Source organism: Ruficoccus amylovorans (genome assembly GCF_014230085.1).
GTDB lineage: Bacteria > Verrucomicrobiota > Verrucomicrobiia > Opitutales > Cerasicoccaceae > Ruficoccus > Ruficoccus amylovorans.
In genome coordinates, this window is record NZ_JACHVB010000012.1 from 451,367 (window position 1) to 467,226 (window position 15,860).

The 15,860-nt window shown below is 54.5% G+C and carries 10 protein-coding genes; 8 read left to right on the forward strand and 2 right to left on the reverse strand.

The genetic code is table 11. The annotated features are described in order from the left end of the window. Positions 1-5 precede the first annotated feature (5 nt). From H5P28_RS02960 to H5P28_RS02985, 6 genes are all read left to right on the forward strand, one after another. The gene (locus tag H5P28_RS02960; protein WP_185674203.1) at positions 6-1,382 is read left to right on the forward strand and encodes a sulfatase; all 1,377 of its coding nucleotides are present in this window, start codon (positions 6-8) and stop codon (positions 1,380-1,382) included. Between the two features lie 112 nt (positions 1,383-1,494). Then, the gene (locus H5P28_RS02965; RefSeq protein WP_185674204.1) at positions 1,495-2,217 is read left to right on the forward strand and encodes a prepilin-type N-terminal cleavage/methylation domain-containing protein; all 723 of its coding nucleotides are present in this window, start codon (positions 1,495-1,497) and stop codon (positions 2,215-2,217) included. Positions 2,218-2,394: 177 nt separating this feature from the next. Further along, positions 2,395-3,774 carry a right-handed parallel beta-helix repeat-containing protein gene (locus H5P28_RS02970; protein ID WP_221773341.1) on the forward strand — a complete coding sequence of 460 codons (1,380 nt, stop codon included), beginning with the start codon at positions 2,395-2,397 and terminating at the stop codon, positions 3,772-3,774. After that, positions 3,771-5,858 carry a sialate O-acetylesterase gene (locus H5P28_RS02975; RefSeq protein ID WP_185674205.1) on the forward strand — a complete coding sequence of 696 codons (2,088 nt, stop codon included), beginning with the start codon at positions 3,771-3,773 and terminating at the stop codon, positions 5,856-5,858. Before H5P28_RS02970 ends, H5P28_RS02975 begins: the two co-directional genes overlap by 4 nt. A 126-nt stretch (positions 5,859-5,984) precedes the next feature. Next, complete coding sequence (locus H5P28_RS02980) at positions 5,985-6,524, forward strand: hypothetical protein (RefSeq protein WP_185674206.1); 540 nt, start codon at positions 5,985-5,987, stop codon at positions 6,522-6,524. A 47-nt stretch (positions 6,525-6,571) separates the two neighbouring features. After that, entirely contained in the window at positions 6,572-8,194 is a 1,623-nt protein-coding gene (locus H5P28_RS02985; protein WP_185674207.1) for a sodium:solute symporter family transporter, read from the forward strand. Positions 8,195-8,712: 518 nt separating this feature from the next. Here the strand turns inward: H5P28_RS02985 and H5P28_RS02990 are convergent. Beyond that, positions 8,713-10,227 (reverse strand): sulfatase family protein, encoded by a 1,515-nt coding sequence (locus tag H5P28_RS02990; RefSeq protein WP_185674208.1) that lies wholly within the window; start codon positions 10,225-10,227, stop codon positions 8,713-8,715. 173 nt (positions 10,228-10,400) lie between these two features. Then, positions 10,401-11,096, reverse strand: a complete 696-nt coding sequence (locus tag H5P28_RS02995) for a hypothetical protein (protein ID WP_185674209.1) — start codon at positions 11,094-11,096, stop codon at positions 10,401-10,403. A gap of 236 nt (positions 11,097-11,332) precedes the next feature. Between H5P28_RS02995 and H5P28_RS03000 the strand changes: the two genes are divergently transcribed. Both H5P28_RS03000 and H5P28_RS03005 read left to right on the forward strand, forming a co-directional pair. Then, positions 11,333-13,192 carry an alpha/beta hydrolase family protein gene (locus tag H5P28_RS03000; protein ID WP_185674210.1) on the forward strand — a complete coding sequence of 620 codons (1,860 nt, stop codon included), beginning with the start codon at positions 11,333-11,335 and terminating at the stop codon, positions 13,190-13,192. 60 nt (positions 13,193-13,252) lie between these two features. Next, a complete protein-coding gene (locus H5P28_RS03005; RefSeq protein ID WP_185674211.1) occupies positions 13,253-15,853 on the forward strand; it encodes an alpha-L-rhamnosidase in 2,601 nt (866 codons plus the stop codon). Positions 15,854-15,860 lie beyond the last annotated feature (7 nt).

Genomic DNA, 15,860 nt, shown 5'->3' on the forward strand with positions numbered 1-15,860 from the left:
CCCCTATGAACCAGCCCAACATTATCTTCATCCTCTGCGACGACCTTGGCATCAACGATCTTCATTGCTACGGGCGCGAAGATCACTGCACGCCCAATCTCGACCGGCTTGCGCGTGAGGGAACGCGTTTTACCTCGGCCTATGCCTCGCAAGCCATCTGTTCTGCCTCCCGCGCTGGTATACTCACCGGGCTCAACCCCGCCCGGCTGCACCTGACGACCTTTCTACCCGGTCGTCCGGACGCGGCCAGCCAGCGCGTGCTACACCCGGAGATCATGATGCACGTCCCGTTGAGCATTAAGACCTGGCCCCGCTACTTTAAAGAACTCGGCTACGTCACAGGCCTTATTGGCAAGTGGCACATCGGCAGTGAGCCTGGGCCTCGCGAACACGGCTTCGATTTTGTCTATCATCCGGGGGATGCCAAGGACACGGAGCCTTCGGCCAGCGAGGGTGGCAAGGCCGAATTCGAGCTCACCGGCGAGACTCTCCGTTTCATCGAGGAAAACCGCGATCAGCCCTTTGTCGCCTATCTCGGTCATTTCACCCCGCACATTCCTTATTGCGCGCGGGCGGATCTTGTTGAGAAACATAAGGACGCCTTTGAGCCGGTTTATGCCGCGCTTGTCGAGACGCTCGACACCACTGTCGGCCTGCTTCTGGACAAACTGGAAGCCTACGGGCTGGCTGAGAATACTATTGTCGTTTTTACCTCGGACAATGGCGGCTTGCACGTGCCCGAACTCGAACACCAACGCGTGACACACAACACTCCTTTTCGCGCTGGAAAGGGTTATGTCTATGAGGGCGGCCAACGCGTGCCGCTCATTGTCCGCTGGCCGGGCCGCGTGCCTGCTGGTCGTGTGATTGATACGCCCGTTAATAACGTTGATTGGATCCCCACACTGATGGAGTTGGCAGGGGCCTCGCCGCCAGATGGGCTCGATGGCGTCAGCTTCGCGGCTGGCCTGCTTGGGGGCGACATGCCTGAGCGTCCGCTATTCTGGCATTTCCCCCACTACACCAACCAAGGGGGGCGCCCCAGCGGTGCGATGCGCGAGGGTGATTGGCTGCTGGTTGAGATGTATGATGAGGCAAGAGCCGAACTTTACGATTTGTCAGCGGACATTGGCGAGAGCCTCGATCTCTCGGTTGAAGAGCCGGGCCGCCTGGCAGCGATGCGGGCGGCACTCGAAGCCTGGCGCCAGAGCAACGATGTGCAGTCCAACACGCCCAATCCCGAGTGCGACGAAGCCTTTTTTCGGCGACTTTATATAGACACTGACCCGAGCCGCTTCGATCCCCTCACCGCCGATACCGCGCAGTGGCAAACGATCCAAGAATGGCGACAAGGGATGAATGCCGCGACGCGTAAGACTTAGGGTGTGGGCGCGTTACTGTTGAAAATGCACGGGTCTTTCGGGGCATTTTTTGCGCATTTTCTGGTCTGATGTGCTCTTGTTGAGAACCAGTCATTTGTGTAACATTATTTCTGTGAAACATTACCCCAATCTCCTCCGTTCACAGCGTCCTTTGGGTCGTGCATTTACCCTGATCGAGCTACTGGCCTCCATTGCTGTCATTGCAATACTGGCAGCTATCTTGATACCAGTCGTTTCGTCAACGATTGAGAGGGGAAGGTCTGTGCAATGTATAGGGAATTTAAAAATGTGGGCGAGCGCTATCCAGTCTTACTCATTGGACAATGGGAACGAGATCTACTGGTATGCGCACAGCGATGGAGATGGGAACTGGATTTCAAGTGGTGGTCCTTACCGTGATTATTTCGGGACGGACTATCGTCAGGCACCTCAACTGATCGAGGAGTACCGACGTTGCCCAGGTGACGATGAGGATCATGTGGCTGGCTACGCTTTTGTCTTACCATCTTATGACGATGGCAGCGGCGGGGTTGGCGCACGGTTTGGCAGTAGGACTAAATTGAATGCGGGGGATATTGCGAATCCTGCTGATTTTCTACTTATCACGGATGCGGTGTATGGTTCAAATGGCGACATCTCGGCCGGAAGGGGAGCCTTGGGGATCGAGAATATGATCAAGCCGATCATGGATGGAACGAGAGGGCAAAGGGTTCGTCATCAAGGGCATGCCAATGTGCTGTTTGCGGATTTTCATATCGGCTCTCATACCTATGAGGATTTTGAAGAGAATGGCGACCGTTGGATGGTGCTGCAGGGGGTGACGAATTCACCGTGACAGGCGCTGTGAATCCCATCTGAGTTCCTTTGTCTTTTCCGAAGAATCATAAAGCCTTGTTCCCTCATCCATTGCTTATTCGAATTGCCTCTTCGGTGTATTGCCGGGACGCTTTTGTTGCGGTGCGGCCAATGTGGGTCTCGACATTTTTTTAAGATTATCCGCTACGGCATTTTTATGAAAAAATCAGCATTCACACTTGTCATCGCGTTCATGCTTTTGCGCCACCTTTACTCCGTGGAGGCATATACTCATAAGGTAACCGCCAATGCCTGTGACTATACATCACTGCAAGAGGCTATCGACAGCAATCCGGGGCAGCGGATCGACATCGGTGTGGGCGATTGGACGGTGGACCGGCGTATTCGAATTACGCATGATGGCTCCGGGTTGGTTGGCTATGGGCGAATCATCCAAAGCACGCCGTCCGAACCCGTTGTCGAGGTGAAGGGGGCGAAAAACGTGTTGCTGCGGGACATTACTTTGACACGGACGGAGGGCACGGATGGAGAAGCTGAGGGCCTGTTTGCGGACTCATGCAGCTTTCTGCGGGTGGACGGGATTACCGTCCTCGACAACCGTTCTCGCTCAGGCGCAATCAGCCTGCGGGAGTGTGTCTCCTCAACAATTAATAACTGTACCGTGCTTAACTATATGCGGATCGCGATCGACGACCGCATGGATTCGCCCAAGTACTACGGCTTTGCTTTTCATTGCATTGATGGCACGGGGATCTCCGCCCGCGATTGCGAGGGAACCCTGATTGCCGAAAATACCGTGATTGAAGAAAATCTGTGCCCGACACCGGAGATTAAAGAACAGTATCAACTGGGAACTTTCAGTGAGAAAGCCGAGGTAAAAGGAAGCCTCATTGCGCAGGAAGCCTGGGACAAAGAATACGTGGCGATGTGGCAACAGGGCTCGGCCATTTGGGTCGGGAACCCTGTAAGAAGCCGGTTCACGCGTATCCTGGGGAACAGGGTTCAAAATGCCGCTCAGGGGATCGATCTGCATACCGACCAGGTCATCGTCGCAAACAATCTGGTCGATAACGCCTTTATTGGTATGAAAGCGATGCATGGATCGCGCAATGTCCTGATCACCGGTAACCAGTTTTCCAGAAATGTCCTCTGGAGTATCGGACTGATGCCCGGCAAGGCTTCGCATGGCGCTAAGGATGAATTCGGTGAAAGTATCCCTCCAAACAGTGATGGATCGAGCGTCATCGCAAACAACATCATTTCCGATTTTGGCTATGGGGACGCCTATTGGGTCTGGGAAAATGAAGGGCCGACGAAATGTGTTTTTCGCCTAGATATAGGACAGGAGCCGGATGATCCGCCCCTGACAGATGTCATCGTCACTGGTAATGTGATTCAATCGAACCCTTTTACCAGTCTGGAAACGGAGTTGCAGCAGACGCCTCGCTTTAAGTACGCCGTTTTGATCGAAACCAGTAGCCCAGAACGTGGCGAGTCGCCGCGCGGATTGCGCATCAGTAATAACATCCTCCAGCCCGGAACGGACGGGATATCCAACCAACCGCTGCCGGAATGATCGCGATGGAAAAATCTTCACGATTGTTGGCCGTCCGTCATTGGGTACTTGTTGCCCTTGTCCTGAGTTCGGGAATCGCCCGTGCTGAAGTCCGGCTCCCGGCAATCTTCTCCAGCGGGATGGTCTTGCAAAAGGGTACGGCCACACCCGTTTGGGGCACGGCAGACCCGGGTGAGACTGTCACGGTTAAGATGGAGGATGCGTCGGCGGAGGCTGTTGCGGATGAGTCGGGCTGCTGGATAGTCCGCCTGGACCTGAGCGGTACCGGCGCAGGCCCCTTCGCCATGACGGTTGCCGGCAACAACCGGATTGTTCTGGGCAATGTGTTGGTCGGCGAGGTCTGGCTGGCTTCGGGACAATCCAACATGGAGCTCTTCTTGCGCTATACGAGCACTTACCCCGAGGAACGTCAGAAGCCCCGCAACGAGTTTATCCGGGAATTCAAGGTTAGCAAACATCCTGCGGCTGAGCCCACGCGTGAGCTCGGTGGTAGATGGGAAACGGCCAGCCCGGACAGTATCGGGCAAATGTCCGGGGTCGCTTATTATTTTGCCTGTTGCGTGCAGCAGGCGCTGGGCTGCCCAGTGGGGATTATAAACTCGTCGTATGGCGGCACCAATGTCGAGACATGGATGAGCGCGGAAGCTATTGCTGAAAACCCGGAGCTTCAGCAAGGTTGCCGAAAAGCAAGCGAGGAGTTCAATACTTATCCGGAGCGCATGCGGAAGTACTGTGAAGCCTGCGAGGGCTGGATGCGGGGGCAGGGCAGAGAAGACCGGGCGGTTGATGCCCAGGAATATGCCGGGCTTGATGTCGATCCCTCGGGCTGGAAAACCGTGCGAATGCCAGCAGCCTTTCAGGATGTTGGGCTCCCTGAGTGCGGGGCGGTGTGGTTGCGCAAGCGTGTACCCATTACGCCGGACCGTGCCAATCAGCCCATGATTGTAAACCTGGGACATGTTCGCGATTACGACCGGGTCTACTGGAACGGCAAACTTGTTGGCGAGACTTCGACTGCCACGCCGACGGCTTCGCTTGGGCGGCAGTATAACCTGCCCCCGACGCCGGAGGGCGAATCGCTGCTGGCGGTTCGTGTCTTTAGCCCCTACGGACGGGCAGGCCTAAGCGCCAGCCGTAACTCGTTCCGTGTCGGGAACGACCCTTCAAACATGTTTTACCTTGAGGGTGACTGGCTAGCGAAGATCGAGTTCACGATGCCCCCCCTTGCCGCAGACTCCCCCCTGCCCCCGAAGCGGCCCCGGGAGCCAATGGTGGAAAAAAATCTCTGCTCGCGTCTCTATAACGGGATGATTTATCCGCTGATTCCGGTCGGGCTGCGCGGGGTGATCTGGTATCAGGGGGAGAGCCAGGATAGTAGAGCCTGGCAGTATCGAGAGACTTTCCCTCTTCTGATCCAAGACTGGAGGCATGCATGGAAGACAGAGCTTCCCTTCTATTTCTGCCAGCTTGCCGCATATCGCGATAAAGTTTCCACGCCCGGTGAGAGCTCATGGGCCGAGGTGCGTGAGGCTCAGAGCCTGGCACTCGAGTTGCCGGGCACGGGGCAAGCGGTGCTCATTGATGCGGGTGAAGCGGGCGATATTCATCCGCGTGACAAGAAGACTGCCGGAGAACGACTGGCGGCCATTGCTTTGGCGAATACATACGGAAAGGACGTCGCTTTTTCCGGACCTGTTTTTGAGGGGGAGACAGTTGAAGACGGAGCGATCCGTCTTTCGTTCAGCAATGTTGGCGGCGGGCTGAAAGCAAGAGCGCTGGATGCCTCCTATCCGGTGCGTACTTCTGATGGCACCGTGAAACCGCTGAAAATCCCTGTCCCGGGGAGCCAATTACAGGGCTTTACAATCTGCGGCCCGGATCACCGGTGGTATTGGGCTGAGGCTAAAATCGACGGAGAAACAGTGATTGTGTCCTCGGAGCATGTTCCCCATCCGGTAGCGGTTCGCTACGCATGGCAGAACAATCCAACCGCGAACCTGATCAACATGGACAACTTTCCTGCTGCGCCGTTTCGGACCGATGAGTTTCCGCTAACGACCCGCTTGGTGCGCTACCCTGAATGACCAGCGGGGATAGAGTTGCCAAAAAAAATGAAGGAAGGGCCGGTGAGGCTCAGGTCCACCCTGTACAAAGGTTTTACTGTAGGAATGTCGGCGCTAAAAATGAGCACTCTAAACATTATATTTTTCATGGACGACAAAGGCGTTGGGATTGGCTGGAAATCCAACTGGAGCCATGGCTGGGAAAATCGTTCTGCTTCGACGCGGAGGTTTGATGTGCGCGGGATCGGCCCGGCCAATGACGAGCAGGCTTATGAGACCGGAGCTGTTTTGATGGGAGAGCGGAATCCGGATTTGTTAGAGATCTATGAGGATGAAGTGAAAAATTACGGCCAGGGCGAGGAATATCCTGCCGGGTACTCGGGCTGGACCAGCAAGCTGCCCCTTCCCTCGTCGCAAGCCGGTGAGGAGGGAATGTATACGCCCGCCGGAGAACTCTATTCACTCCGAGATGACCCCAATGAATGGAATAACCATTTCGACGATCCGGGACATGCCGAGATATGGGAGGAAATGACGCGCAAGTTGTTGGTGCACGTTTCCGTCAGCAACGCGTGTTATCCGCACTGGCCTGAGGATCCTTCTGGCGCCCGCAGATTGATTTTCCACATTTTACGGTATGGGAAAACAAACAGGTGCGCTTTACACGGAGAGATGCGCGTGAGATAACCTTTGTAAAATAGCACACGAAACAACGTTGATTATATTTTTAGAAAATGGAACAAGCTACCCCTGAGAACTACATGACTTGGCTGGACTGGGGCATGATCGTGACCTACATGCTGTTTGTTATTGCTGTCGGTTCTCTGTTCGCAAAACGCCAGACATCTACGGACCGCTATTTTGTGGCCGAGAGGAAAATTCCGGGCTGGGTGGCGGGAATATCGATGTTTGCCACGCTGTTGTCTAGCTTCACATTTATTGCCTTTCCGGGTTGGACATATGATCATGATTGGCAGTTAATATTACGCGAAAGTATGGCTCCGTTCGCGGTTATTTTTTGCGCGATTCTAATTATACCGATATACCGAAGAGCCATCCGAATGAGTGCCTATGAATACCTCGAAAAACGATTCGGATATATCGGGCGACTTTACGGCACAATCGGTTTTTTGATCGGCCATTTCATCAAGGTTGGCGTGGTCCTGTATGCGCTCTCGCTTACCTTGAGTACGGTCCTTGGGCTGGATACCAAGACTATTATCTTGATTCTAGGATTAGGGACGCTGATTTTCACTTTTTTCGGTGGAATTGAGGGCGTGGTTCTGACGGAGGTAGTTCAAGGGGCGCTGATGCTCTTTTGCGGACTCCTGGTCATTGCCTTTTTATCCTTTAAGACGGACACCTCATTTGCCGCATTTTCGACGGCTTGGGACGCCGGAAAATTTAAAGTTATCGATCCCACCTTTGACCTCTCCCGGGAGTCCTCCTGGGTTTTCGCCTTGTTTGGACTGTTCATGTTTCTGACAAAATACTCAACAGACCAGACCATGGTTCAGCGCTACCTCCTGGCTCCCAGTGTGAAGGAGGCTGTTCGGGGGACCATGATCGGACTGGCATGTTGTATTCTCGCTTGGGTCATCTTTTTCCTGATCGGTTCGCTGCTTTGGGGTTTCTATGACCTGAACCCGGGCCGCCTCAGTGAAGCCATTACGAAGGGCGACGAGGTCTTTCCCTACTTCATCGGGAGCGAGCTGCCAATGGGTGTTACCGGGTTGGTGATGGCGGGCCTGTTCGCCGCCGCCCAGTCCACCATTTCGGGAGATCTCAACTCTATCGGTGCATGCATAACGAGCGACTTTTACTGCCGCTTCTCCAAATCCCAGAACGCCAGAACGCAGTTGCTGATGGGGAAGATGGTGATCCTGCTCTCAGGATTGCTGATGATCGGACTGGCCATCTTGATGGATCTTTATCCGGGTGGGATCGCAGAGTTTACCATGGATGTCGGGGCTATCGTCGGTGCGATTATCGGGGGTGGATTGCTAGCCCTGTTTCTAATGGGGTTTTTTACCCGTCGGGTGACTAAAAACGGGATATATTTTGGGCTTTGTTGTTCTGTTATAATTACGTTTATATGTGTTATATTCAAAGATGGAAAGATCGTTAGCATTATACCGGGTTTCCCGATTCATTTATGGACGTTACCTATTTTTACGAATATTATAACAATGGTCCTCGCGTATCTGGCCAGCTTGACGCTGTTTCGGGGAGCTCCGGCCCCCATTGAGCTTACCGTACATGGATATGATCTATACTCTAAGCTATTGCTTAGCGTTAAAAATATTTTCAGGGGCAAGAGTAAAGCTCCCAAGGCAAAGCCACCTATTGGCAGGTAGTCTTGATGGTGGCGCTCACGTGAGACGAAGCGTCTATAGGGCTTTAAGCAATATTTTAACTACGATTGGTTACGTGGCTAACAGGTTGAATGTTGAATACGTGTAGCTTTCCGCCGCGCTGGGTGTGGTCGCTCATGAAGTCGAAGCTTCGCACATGGTCGCAAAGAAACGCCACAGTCGGAAGCCCGGTGAACAATCCCTCAAGGGGTAGGAGAGGTTTGGGCGCGGATACTTGCAGATACTTCTCGCGACGCATGCGCTGCACAAGGTTCTTGCCAACGAAGCAGACATGATCACGAGAATTTTAGGTGATCTTGCGGTAGTCGAAAAACGGCCTCAAAACCACCCTGCCCGGACTCGCTCCGTAATATGAATACACGACTTAAAGCGATACCGATAGGTCGAGCGATGGATCGCGAACAGTCTCTTCGGTTTGCATTCGTCCTTTTTCACCCGATTTTACGGTCCCATCTTGACCGAAGAACCTATCGACAAAAATGGTCCTTCGATGAAGGTCCTTAATTAAAATCAGAGGACTGTTGGGCTTCCGCCTCTGATTCAATCACCGCCAGGCCCGGCGCTGCGTATATGGGGTAATCCGAGACCTTCTTGCCGTTGGGTAATTTGATGTCGGGGGAAAAGATATCGGCCTCGCGCGAATACGGGCCGTTGACGTCGGCGTACCTGACTTTCATCTCAGCCAACAGTTTCTCCGTTACTTCGGGATATTCGTCCTTCATGTTCCATTTCTCATTCATGTCGATCTCCATGTTATAGAGTTCGATGCCGGTAAAATCGTCATTACAGAGCATTTTCCAGCGGCCATCGCGCAGCGCCAGCGGAGGGCTCGTGTCCTCGGTGCCGTCCCTGAGCGAAGTGCCTCGCCAGGGCGCCTGCCAATACATCGGGTCTTTACGCGTGAAGGGCTTACCCTCTAGCAACGGCTCGATGTTCACACCGTCAAACGGGTATTCCGCCGGCGGTTTCTCATGCACATAGTCACACAAGGTCGCCGCTATATCCGGTGTCCAGACGGGCGTATGGATGACCGACCCCGGCTTCGTGACGCCTGGCCACACGATTAATCCCGGTGCACGAATGCCACCGTCGTACAATTCATGTTTGGCTCCACGCAGCCCACCGGCGGAGCCGCGAGCCCGGTCGCTCCATGTGATCAAATGTGGCTCCGGCCCGTTGTCGCTTGTGAAGATGATGATTGTCTTCTCCATGAGTCCCTGCTGCTCCAGGAAGTCAAACAGACGGCCATAGGCCGCATCCATCTGGGTGATTGCGCCGCAGAAGTACTGCTCGCTTTCCGTGCGGTCTTTGTACAGCGCTCGGTATTCGTCGCTCGCATCTACTTCCTGATGCGGAGCGAAGCTCCACAGGTTCACGAAAAACGGCTTATCACCGGCCTTGCTGATGAAGTCGATTGCCTTGTCCACATACACGTCCGCCGACCACTGGCCCGGTGTCTGGATGCGAGTCGTTTTATGGTTCACCGACTCATCCCAGCCCGAGTCCTTGTAGCTGTTATGTCGGCCCGCGTTCAGCACTGCGGCGTAGTCGTACCCATAGTCCCACATGCGGGGGGAGCCTGGTCTCTCAGGGAAACTGCAATGCCACTTGCCGATATGTGCTGTCGTGTAGCCTGCCTTTTGGAGCAAGCGCGGCAGTGTCGGCTCTTCTGGCGGAATATATTGGAACAAGGGAAGGCGTTCTTTTTCGCCAGCATTAATCAATTGATTCAGCCCGAACCGGTTTTGGATGCGGCCCGTCACCATGCCGACTCGTGAAGGGGAGCACACCGGTCCGGTGACATAGAAATCCGTCAAGGTGCACCCCATGACTGCTAGCCGGTCGAGGTTCGGTGTCTTCAAAAAAGGGTGCCCCTGCGAACCCAGGTCGCCCCAGCCCTGATCGTCGTTCACAATGTAGAGAATGTTCAGGAACGACTGGTCTTCGGCCGGAAGCGATACCACGCCGACACCGAATACCAGTGCGAGCGTTTTGAGGAATCTAAATGTTTTCATGTTGAGTCTTCCTGGGGTTGGTCGGCTGGGATCCATTATTGATCGGAGCGTGGGGTTTGGTGTTAGGGGTCGAAAAGGGGGCTGCACACTAAAATCGCTCCTGTCTTATCCTACGAAATACACCTCGTCGTGGGACGTGTTTCTCGCGATTGTGCACGAAGGAGGAGTCCCTCCTACTTCGATAGGCTTGCGGAAAAATTATCGAATAGAACTTCGCTTTCCCCAAAGACCTGAAGCGCAATCGATCCTTTATCACACGAGAGTCCGGCCAGGTTCACGTTCCCGGAGGCAAGGGTGGTCTTCTCGGAGCCGACTTCACTGAGGCTATACTTCAGGGATGGGAACTCGTCGCATGTAATGGACAGGGTATACCATTTTCCGGGTATAAGCAGAAGACCTGAGGACATGTTCTCGCCTCGAATTTGCTCCTGATTGCCGATCGCCAGAAACTGAATCGTCTGTCGAGAGCCATCTGCCCGAAAGCGGATGCAATTGAAATTACGGCGGTCTCCCGGCGTGCCTGTATAGTTGAACAGTATTCCGAGAGCGAGGCCACTGCCGGATTCATCCCACTGTTCGGGTATCATGAAATCAACCGAAGCCTTGAAATCCGTCCCTTTGGACAACGGCGTTTTAAACGATTCGAGCACAATTTCCTTTTCCTGGGGATTGGCTGGGTCGGTCGCGAGCGCATTGTCTTTGATTCGGAACTCGCCCCGGTAGACCGTGTATCCCTCACAGCCATCGGGCGGGGACTGGTAGATGTCGAACCACTCGCTGTCGGGCTTATTGAAATCGTTATTGATTTCGGTGGAGAAGGCACTTGCGCTAATAAGTAAGCTAACGAGAAGAGGTATGTGTGATTCCATATTGTTATGAATACCTAACGACATAAATGCATATCAATAACAAAACCCATGTATGAGTATGCCAAATCATTCATTTAATTTACGAATTACACCATGATCAGCGTAGCCATTCAGAGCACGTTGAAAAAGACTGCTTAATAACGGTTGATTTTGCCTATAAAACGTCGGTTTCAGGGGGATGACAAGGAACGTGCTTTTCGCTATAGTTGGCCCGTTAGGAAAACCCCATATTGAAAATGACGATAGTTGCCCTCCCGATGTCTTTCCCTGGATTCCGTTCTGCTTTTCGTGCTTCCTGCTATGGCATAGTAGAACGCACCCGTACCAGAAATTCATTGGTCTTCTGCTGTATACTGATGCTTTGTACGTCCTTGTTCGCAGCCGAGGGAGGCCTGGAGAGCTGGGAGGAAGCGTGGCCCATAGATGCTCCGCTAGATATCGAATGGCTTGCAGAATTCCAGTATAAGACGGTCAAGGTGAGGAGCCTTCGCTATACCGGATCTGTTGCTGGTGGAAAGGCGCAGCGGGTTTATGCGCTCTATGCGGTGCCACAAGGGGCGAGTGCAAAGAAGAAAGTTCCTGCGATCATACAGATTCATGGTGGAGGGCAGACCTGCACAGCGCAGAATATCGCTTGGTATGTCGAGCGCGGTTACGCCTGCATTGCGTTTGACTGGGGCGGCCCGCGAGACGGAAGGACAGCCGATGTCACGACGGCGTGGAGTTCACCGGTGCGTGTTGATTACATCGATCCGCCACCTGGCGGTGTCGGCGATATGTTTCTCTTTCATACTGTGCTGGCTGCGCGCCGGGCTATTGATGTGCTTCAGGCCCAACCCGAGGTAGATCCTGAGCGTATTGGCGTGCAGGGCATTTCCTGGGGGGGGCTTCTCACTTGGGTGGTCGGCGCCCTCGATGGCAGGATAAAAGCTCTTGTTCCGGTGTATGGTGCTGGCGGACTTGATGCTGGGGATAAGGCCGAGGGGCATGCACTGCTCAGAAGAGGGGCCGACTGGGCACGCGTGTGGACGGAGACTTTCGATCCACGCCGTTTCGCTCCTTACATCAAGGCCCCCGTGCTGTTCTGCAATGGGACGGACGACTGGTTCGGGACATTGACGGCTTCCGAAGAAGTGTTGAATGCCTTGAACTCTCCGCATGCCCGCAGTTACAGCGCGAACCGGAACCACAGCCTTGGGCCGGACAATGTCCGCGCCGCCATGGCCTGGCTGGACGGCTATCTGAAGCCGGACGCGGAGGCACCAGTCGCGTCACCCCAGGTCACCCTCTCTGCATCCGGAGACGGGAAGTTGCTGGCCAGTATTCAAGCTCCAGAAGCCGTCGAGGTCAGCCTGCTGGTTGCCAGAGGAGGGCGGCCGGATATCATAAAATGCTGGATGAATGTGTCTGCCGAGCGGCAGGCCAAGGACCAGTGGTCGGCAATCGTTCCGGTGTGGACGGCGCAGACGCCGGTGAGCGTGATTGCCCAGGCCAAGGCGGCAAGCGGTGCGCTTATCAGTTCAGATGTCATTTTGAATTGTGTGCCGTCCTCCGTTGAAGGTGTTACGGATGGACAGGAGCCTGCTGTGGCTGGTGACACGATTGCTGCGGCTGGAGATGCGGAGGCGTGGTTTGTGGAAACCAGCACGGATTTCTATGCGATCGCCAATGGTTTCGAGCCGGTTCTCGCCATTGAGGTGGATGGTCGATTCGGAGTGGCGTCCACGGATGAGTCCGGCAGGCGGTTGAGTCTCATCACGACACGGCGACTGACCGATCCGTCGGTGCGTAGCGGAGAAGATTCCCGTCTGGTTATCTGGACGCATGATCTTGGATCTGCGGAGATCACGCTCAACGCGAATTCCTATCGCTTGTCCGGGGCAGAACGTTGGCGTGCGATGATTCGTCCGGGAGCGGGATGGGTACGCACAGTTTTACGCCCGGATGATTTCTCAGCGGCTAACGGAGGCAATGCCTCTTCGATGAGAAGTTTTACCTCTATCTATGACATTAGCATCACGGGGGGAGCAGTCAGGCAGGGGACACCCGCTGTCGGTGAAATTGCCTGGGAAGCCGATACCCGATTCTCGGAGTGAGTTGTGGTGCGCTCCTTATGAGCCTTCCTCTGGCCTTTGCAGTATAAATCAATATTATCCATGAGTACTGACGCAACACGCATGGGAGCTTTTCCCCCGTCTCATTTATTATGCGAATACCGGGTGAATCCCCTTGGTATTGACGAGACGGAGCCGCTCTTTTCTTGGCGGGCGGAATCCGAAAAACCTGGAGCCGCGCAAACCGCTTATCATGTTCTCGTTGCGACATCGGAGGAAGTGCTTGCCACCGATAACGGTGACCTGTGGGACAGCACGCAAGTTTTCACCGCGCAATGCAATGCGATCCGTTATCAAGGCAAAAAGCTCAGTAGCCGCCAGCAATGCTACTGGAAGGTTCGGATTTGGAACGAAGCAGGGGAGGTGAGTACGTACAGCGAACCAGCATCCTTTGAAACCGGTCTGCTCAAGGAAGAGGACTGGGACGCATCATGGATCGGTTGGCCTGCAGGGCGACCGGGGCAGGCTGCGTACTTCCGATGTGAATTCGATTTGGACTTCAGACCCCGCAAGGCCCGTTTGTACATCAGCGGCCTGGGGCTTTATTCCGCCTATGCCAACGGTAGGGAACTGGAGGGCCATTTGCAGCCAACGCTAAGCAACGTCAGCAAGCGTATTTATTATAATGTCCATGACGTGACCGAGGATTTGAGATTCGGAGAGAACGTGCTGGCTGCCGTCGTCGGAACGGGTTGGCAGGGAAGTCCGATCTTGCTGGCGCAGCTCGAGGTGGAAAGGCCGGACGGAACGCGATACGTCGTCAACACCGGTCGTCGTAATGGCGTGCCTCGCTGGCAGACGGCGGCCGGCCCGATCCGGCTCAACAGCATCTATGACGGCGAAACCTATGACGCGCGCATGGAAAAAATCGGTTGGGAACGGCCCGGCTACGTCATGGAGCCCGACTTGCCGCGAACCGAGCGCTGGATGTACGCTTCGGTGGTGAATTCTCCCGCAGGGCATATGCGTGCTCAGTCTATTGAGCCAATCCAGATAGTTAGAACCTTACCTGTAAAAATCCAGACAGAGCCATGCCCCGGTGTGCTTGTTTTCGATTTCGGGCAAAATCACGCTGGTTGGGTTCGCCTGTGCGTGGAAGGTGTCGAAGGTACGGCCATTTCGCTCAAGTATGCGGAGTCCCTGCACGAGGACGGAACAGTTGACCAAAGTAACCTTCGCACGGCCGCAGCTACGGACACGTATATTCTCAACGGTAAGGGCGTCGAAACCTGGGAGCCGCGCTTCACTTATCACGGGTATCGTTATGTTCAGATCGAAGGCTGGTCGGGCCGTGCGAATGTCGACTCCGTTATTGCCTGTGTGGTGCGAACGGATGTCGCGCCTCGGGGCGAGTTCTCATGCGCCGATACACTGCTCAACCGTATTCACCGCATGGTCGTATGGACGGAGGAAAGCAACCTGCACGGTATTCCTACGGACTGTCCGCAGCGCGATGAGCGCATGGGCTGGCTGAACGATATGGCTGCTCGCTCCGAGGAGCTTGTTTACAATTTTGAGACGGCACGCTTTCTCGGTAAATTTGTCGCCGATATTGCCGATGCCCAGGACCCTAAGACGGGAGCAATTAGCGATACGGCACCATTTTACTGGGGCTTCCAGCCCGCGGATCCTGTCAGTATCGCATATCTGCTTATTCCGGTCCTCTTGTATCAGCATTATGGGGACACGCGACCCATGGTGCGTCACTATACAGGGATGCAGCGTTGGGTGGATTTCCTTACGTCGCAATCATCGGAAGGGATTCTCCGGTACAGCCATTTTGGGGATTGGGCACCTCCCGCCTCTGAAGCGGTTGAAGGCAGCGAGGGGACCGGAGCGATATCCGCCAGGACACCCGGTGAATTGGTTTCCACGGCGTTTTACTATCAATCGCTGGTCCTCTTCTCCAGGATTTCCAGCTGGATTGGTGAGAAGGCGAACGCCGAGCTTTATGCTTCCCGGGCAGAGGATGTGAGCAAGGCCTTTCACGCTGAATTTTGGAACGAAGAGCTCTCCGGATATGGTTCTGGCAACCAATCATGCAACGCCATCGCCCTGTATTTCTCGCTCACTCCTGAGGACTTACGGGCTCGCGTTGTACAGGCTTTGGTCGCAGATGTACAAAGCCGGGACTTCCATCTGAGCACGGGCAATCTCGCCACTAAGTATCTGATGGAAGTTCTCTCTGGCGAAGGGTTTTCAGACGTTGCTTTTCGCGTGGCAACGCAAACCACCTATCCGGGATGGGGGTTCATGCTTGCCAGGGGGGCGACGACGCTATGGGAGCGCTGGGAAGAGCTCCAGGGAGAGGGAATGAATTCCCACAATCATCCGATGATGGGATCGGTTGGCTCCTGGCTGTACCGTCATGTGGCGGGTATACGCTTCGAGGAACCGGTCGGAAATGTCCCGAGAATCGCGATTTGCATTCCCGCTATTGCCTGGCTCTCTGAAGCCAGCGCAAAGCTGCGGGTAATCTCAGGGGACGTCCGTGTGAGTTGGATGCGTTATGGCGACACCTTTCACATCATAATCGACCTCCCATGGAATTGTTCGGCAACCCTCATCTTTCCCGATGGAGATACCCGTGAGGTCAAGTCCGGCACGCATGAGTTTTTCATTGATATTAACACTGCAAACTAGAACTATT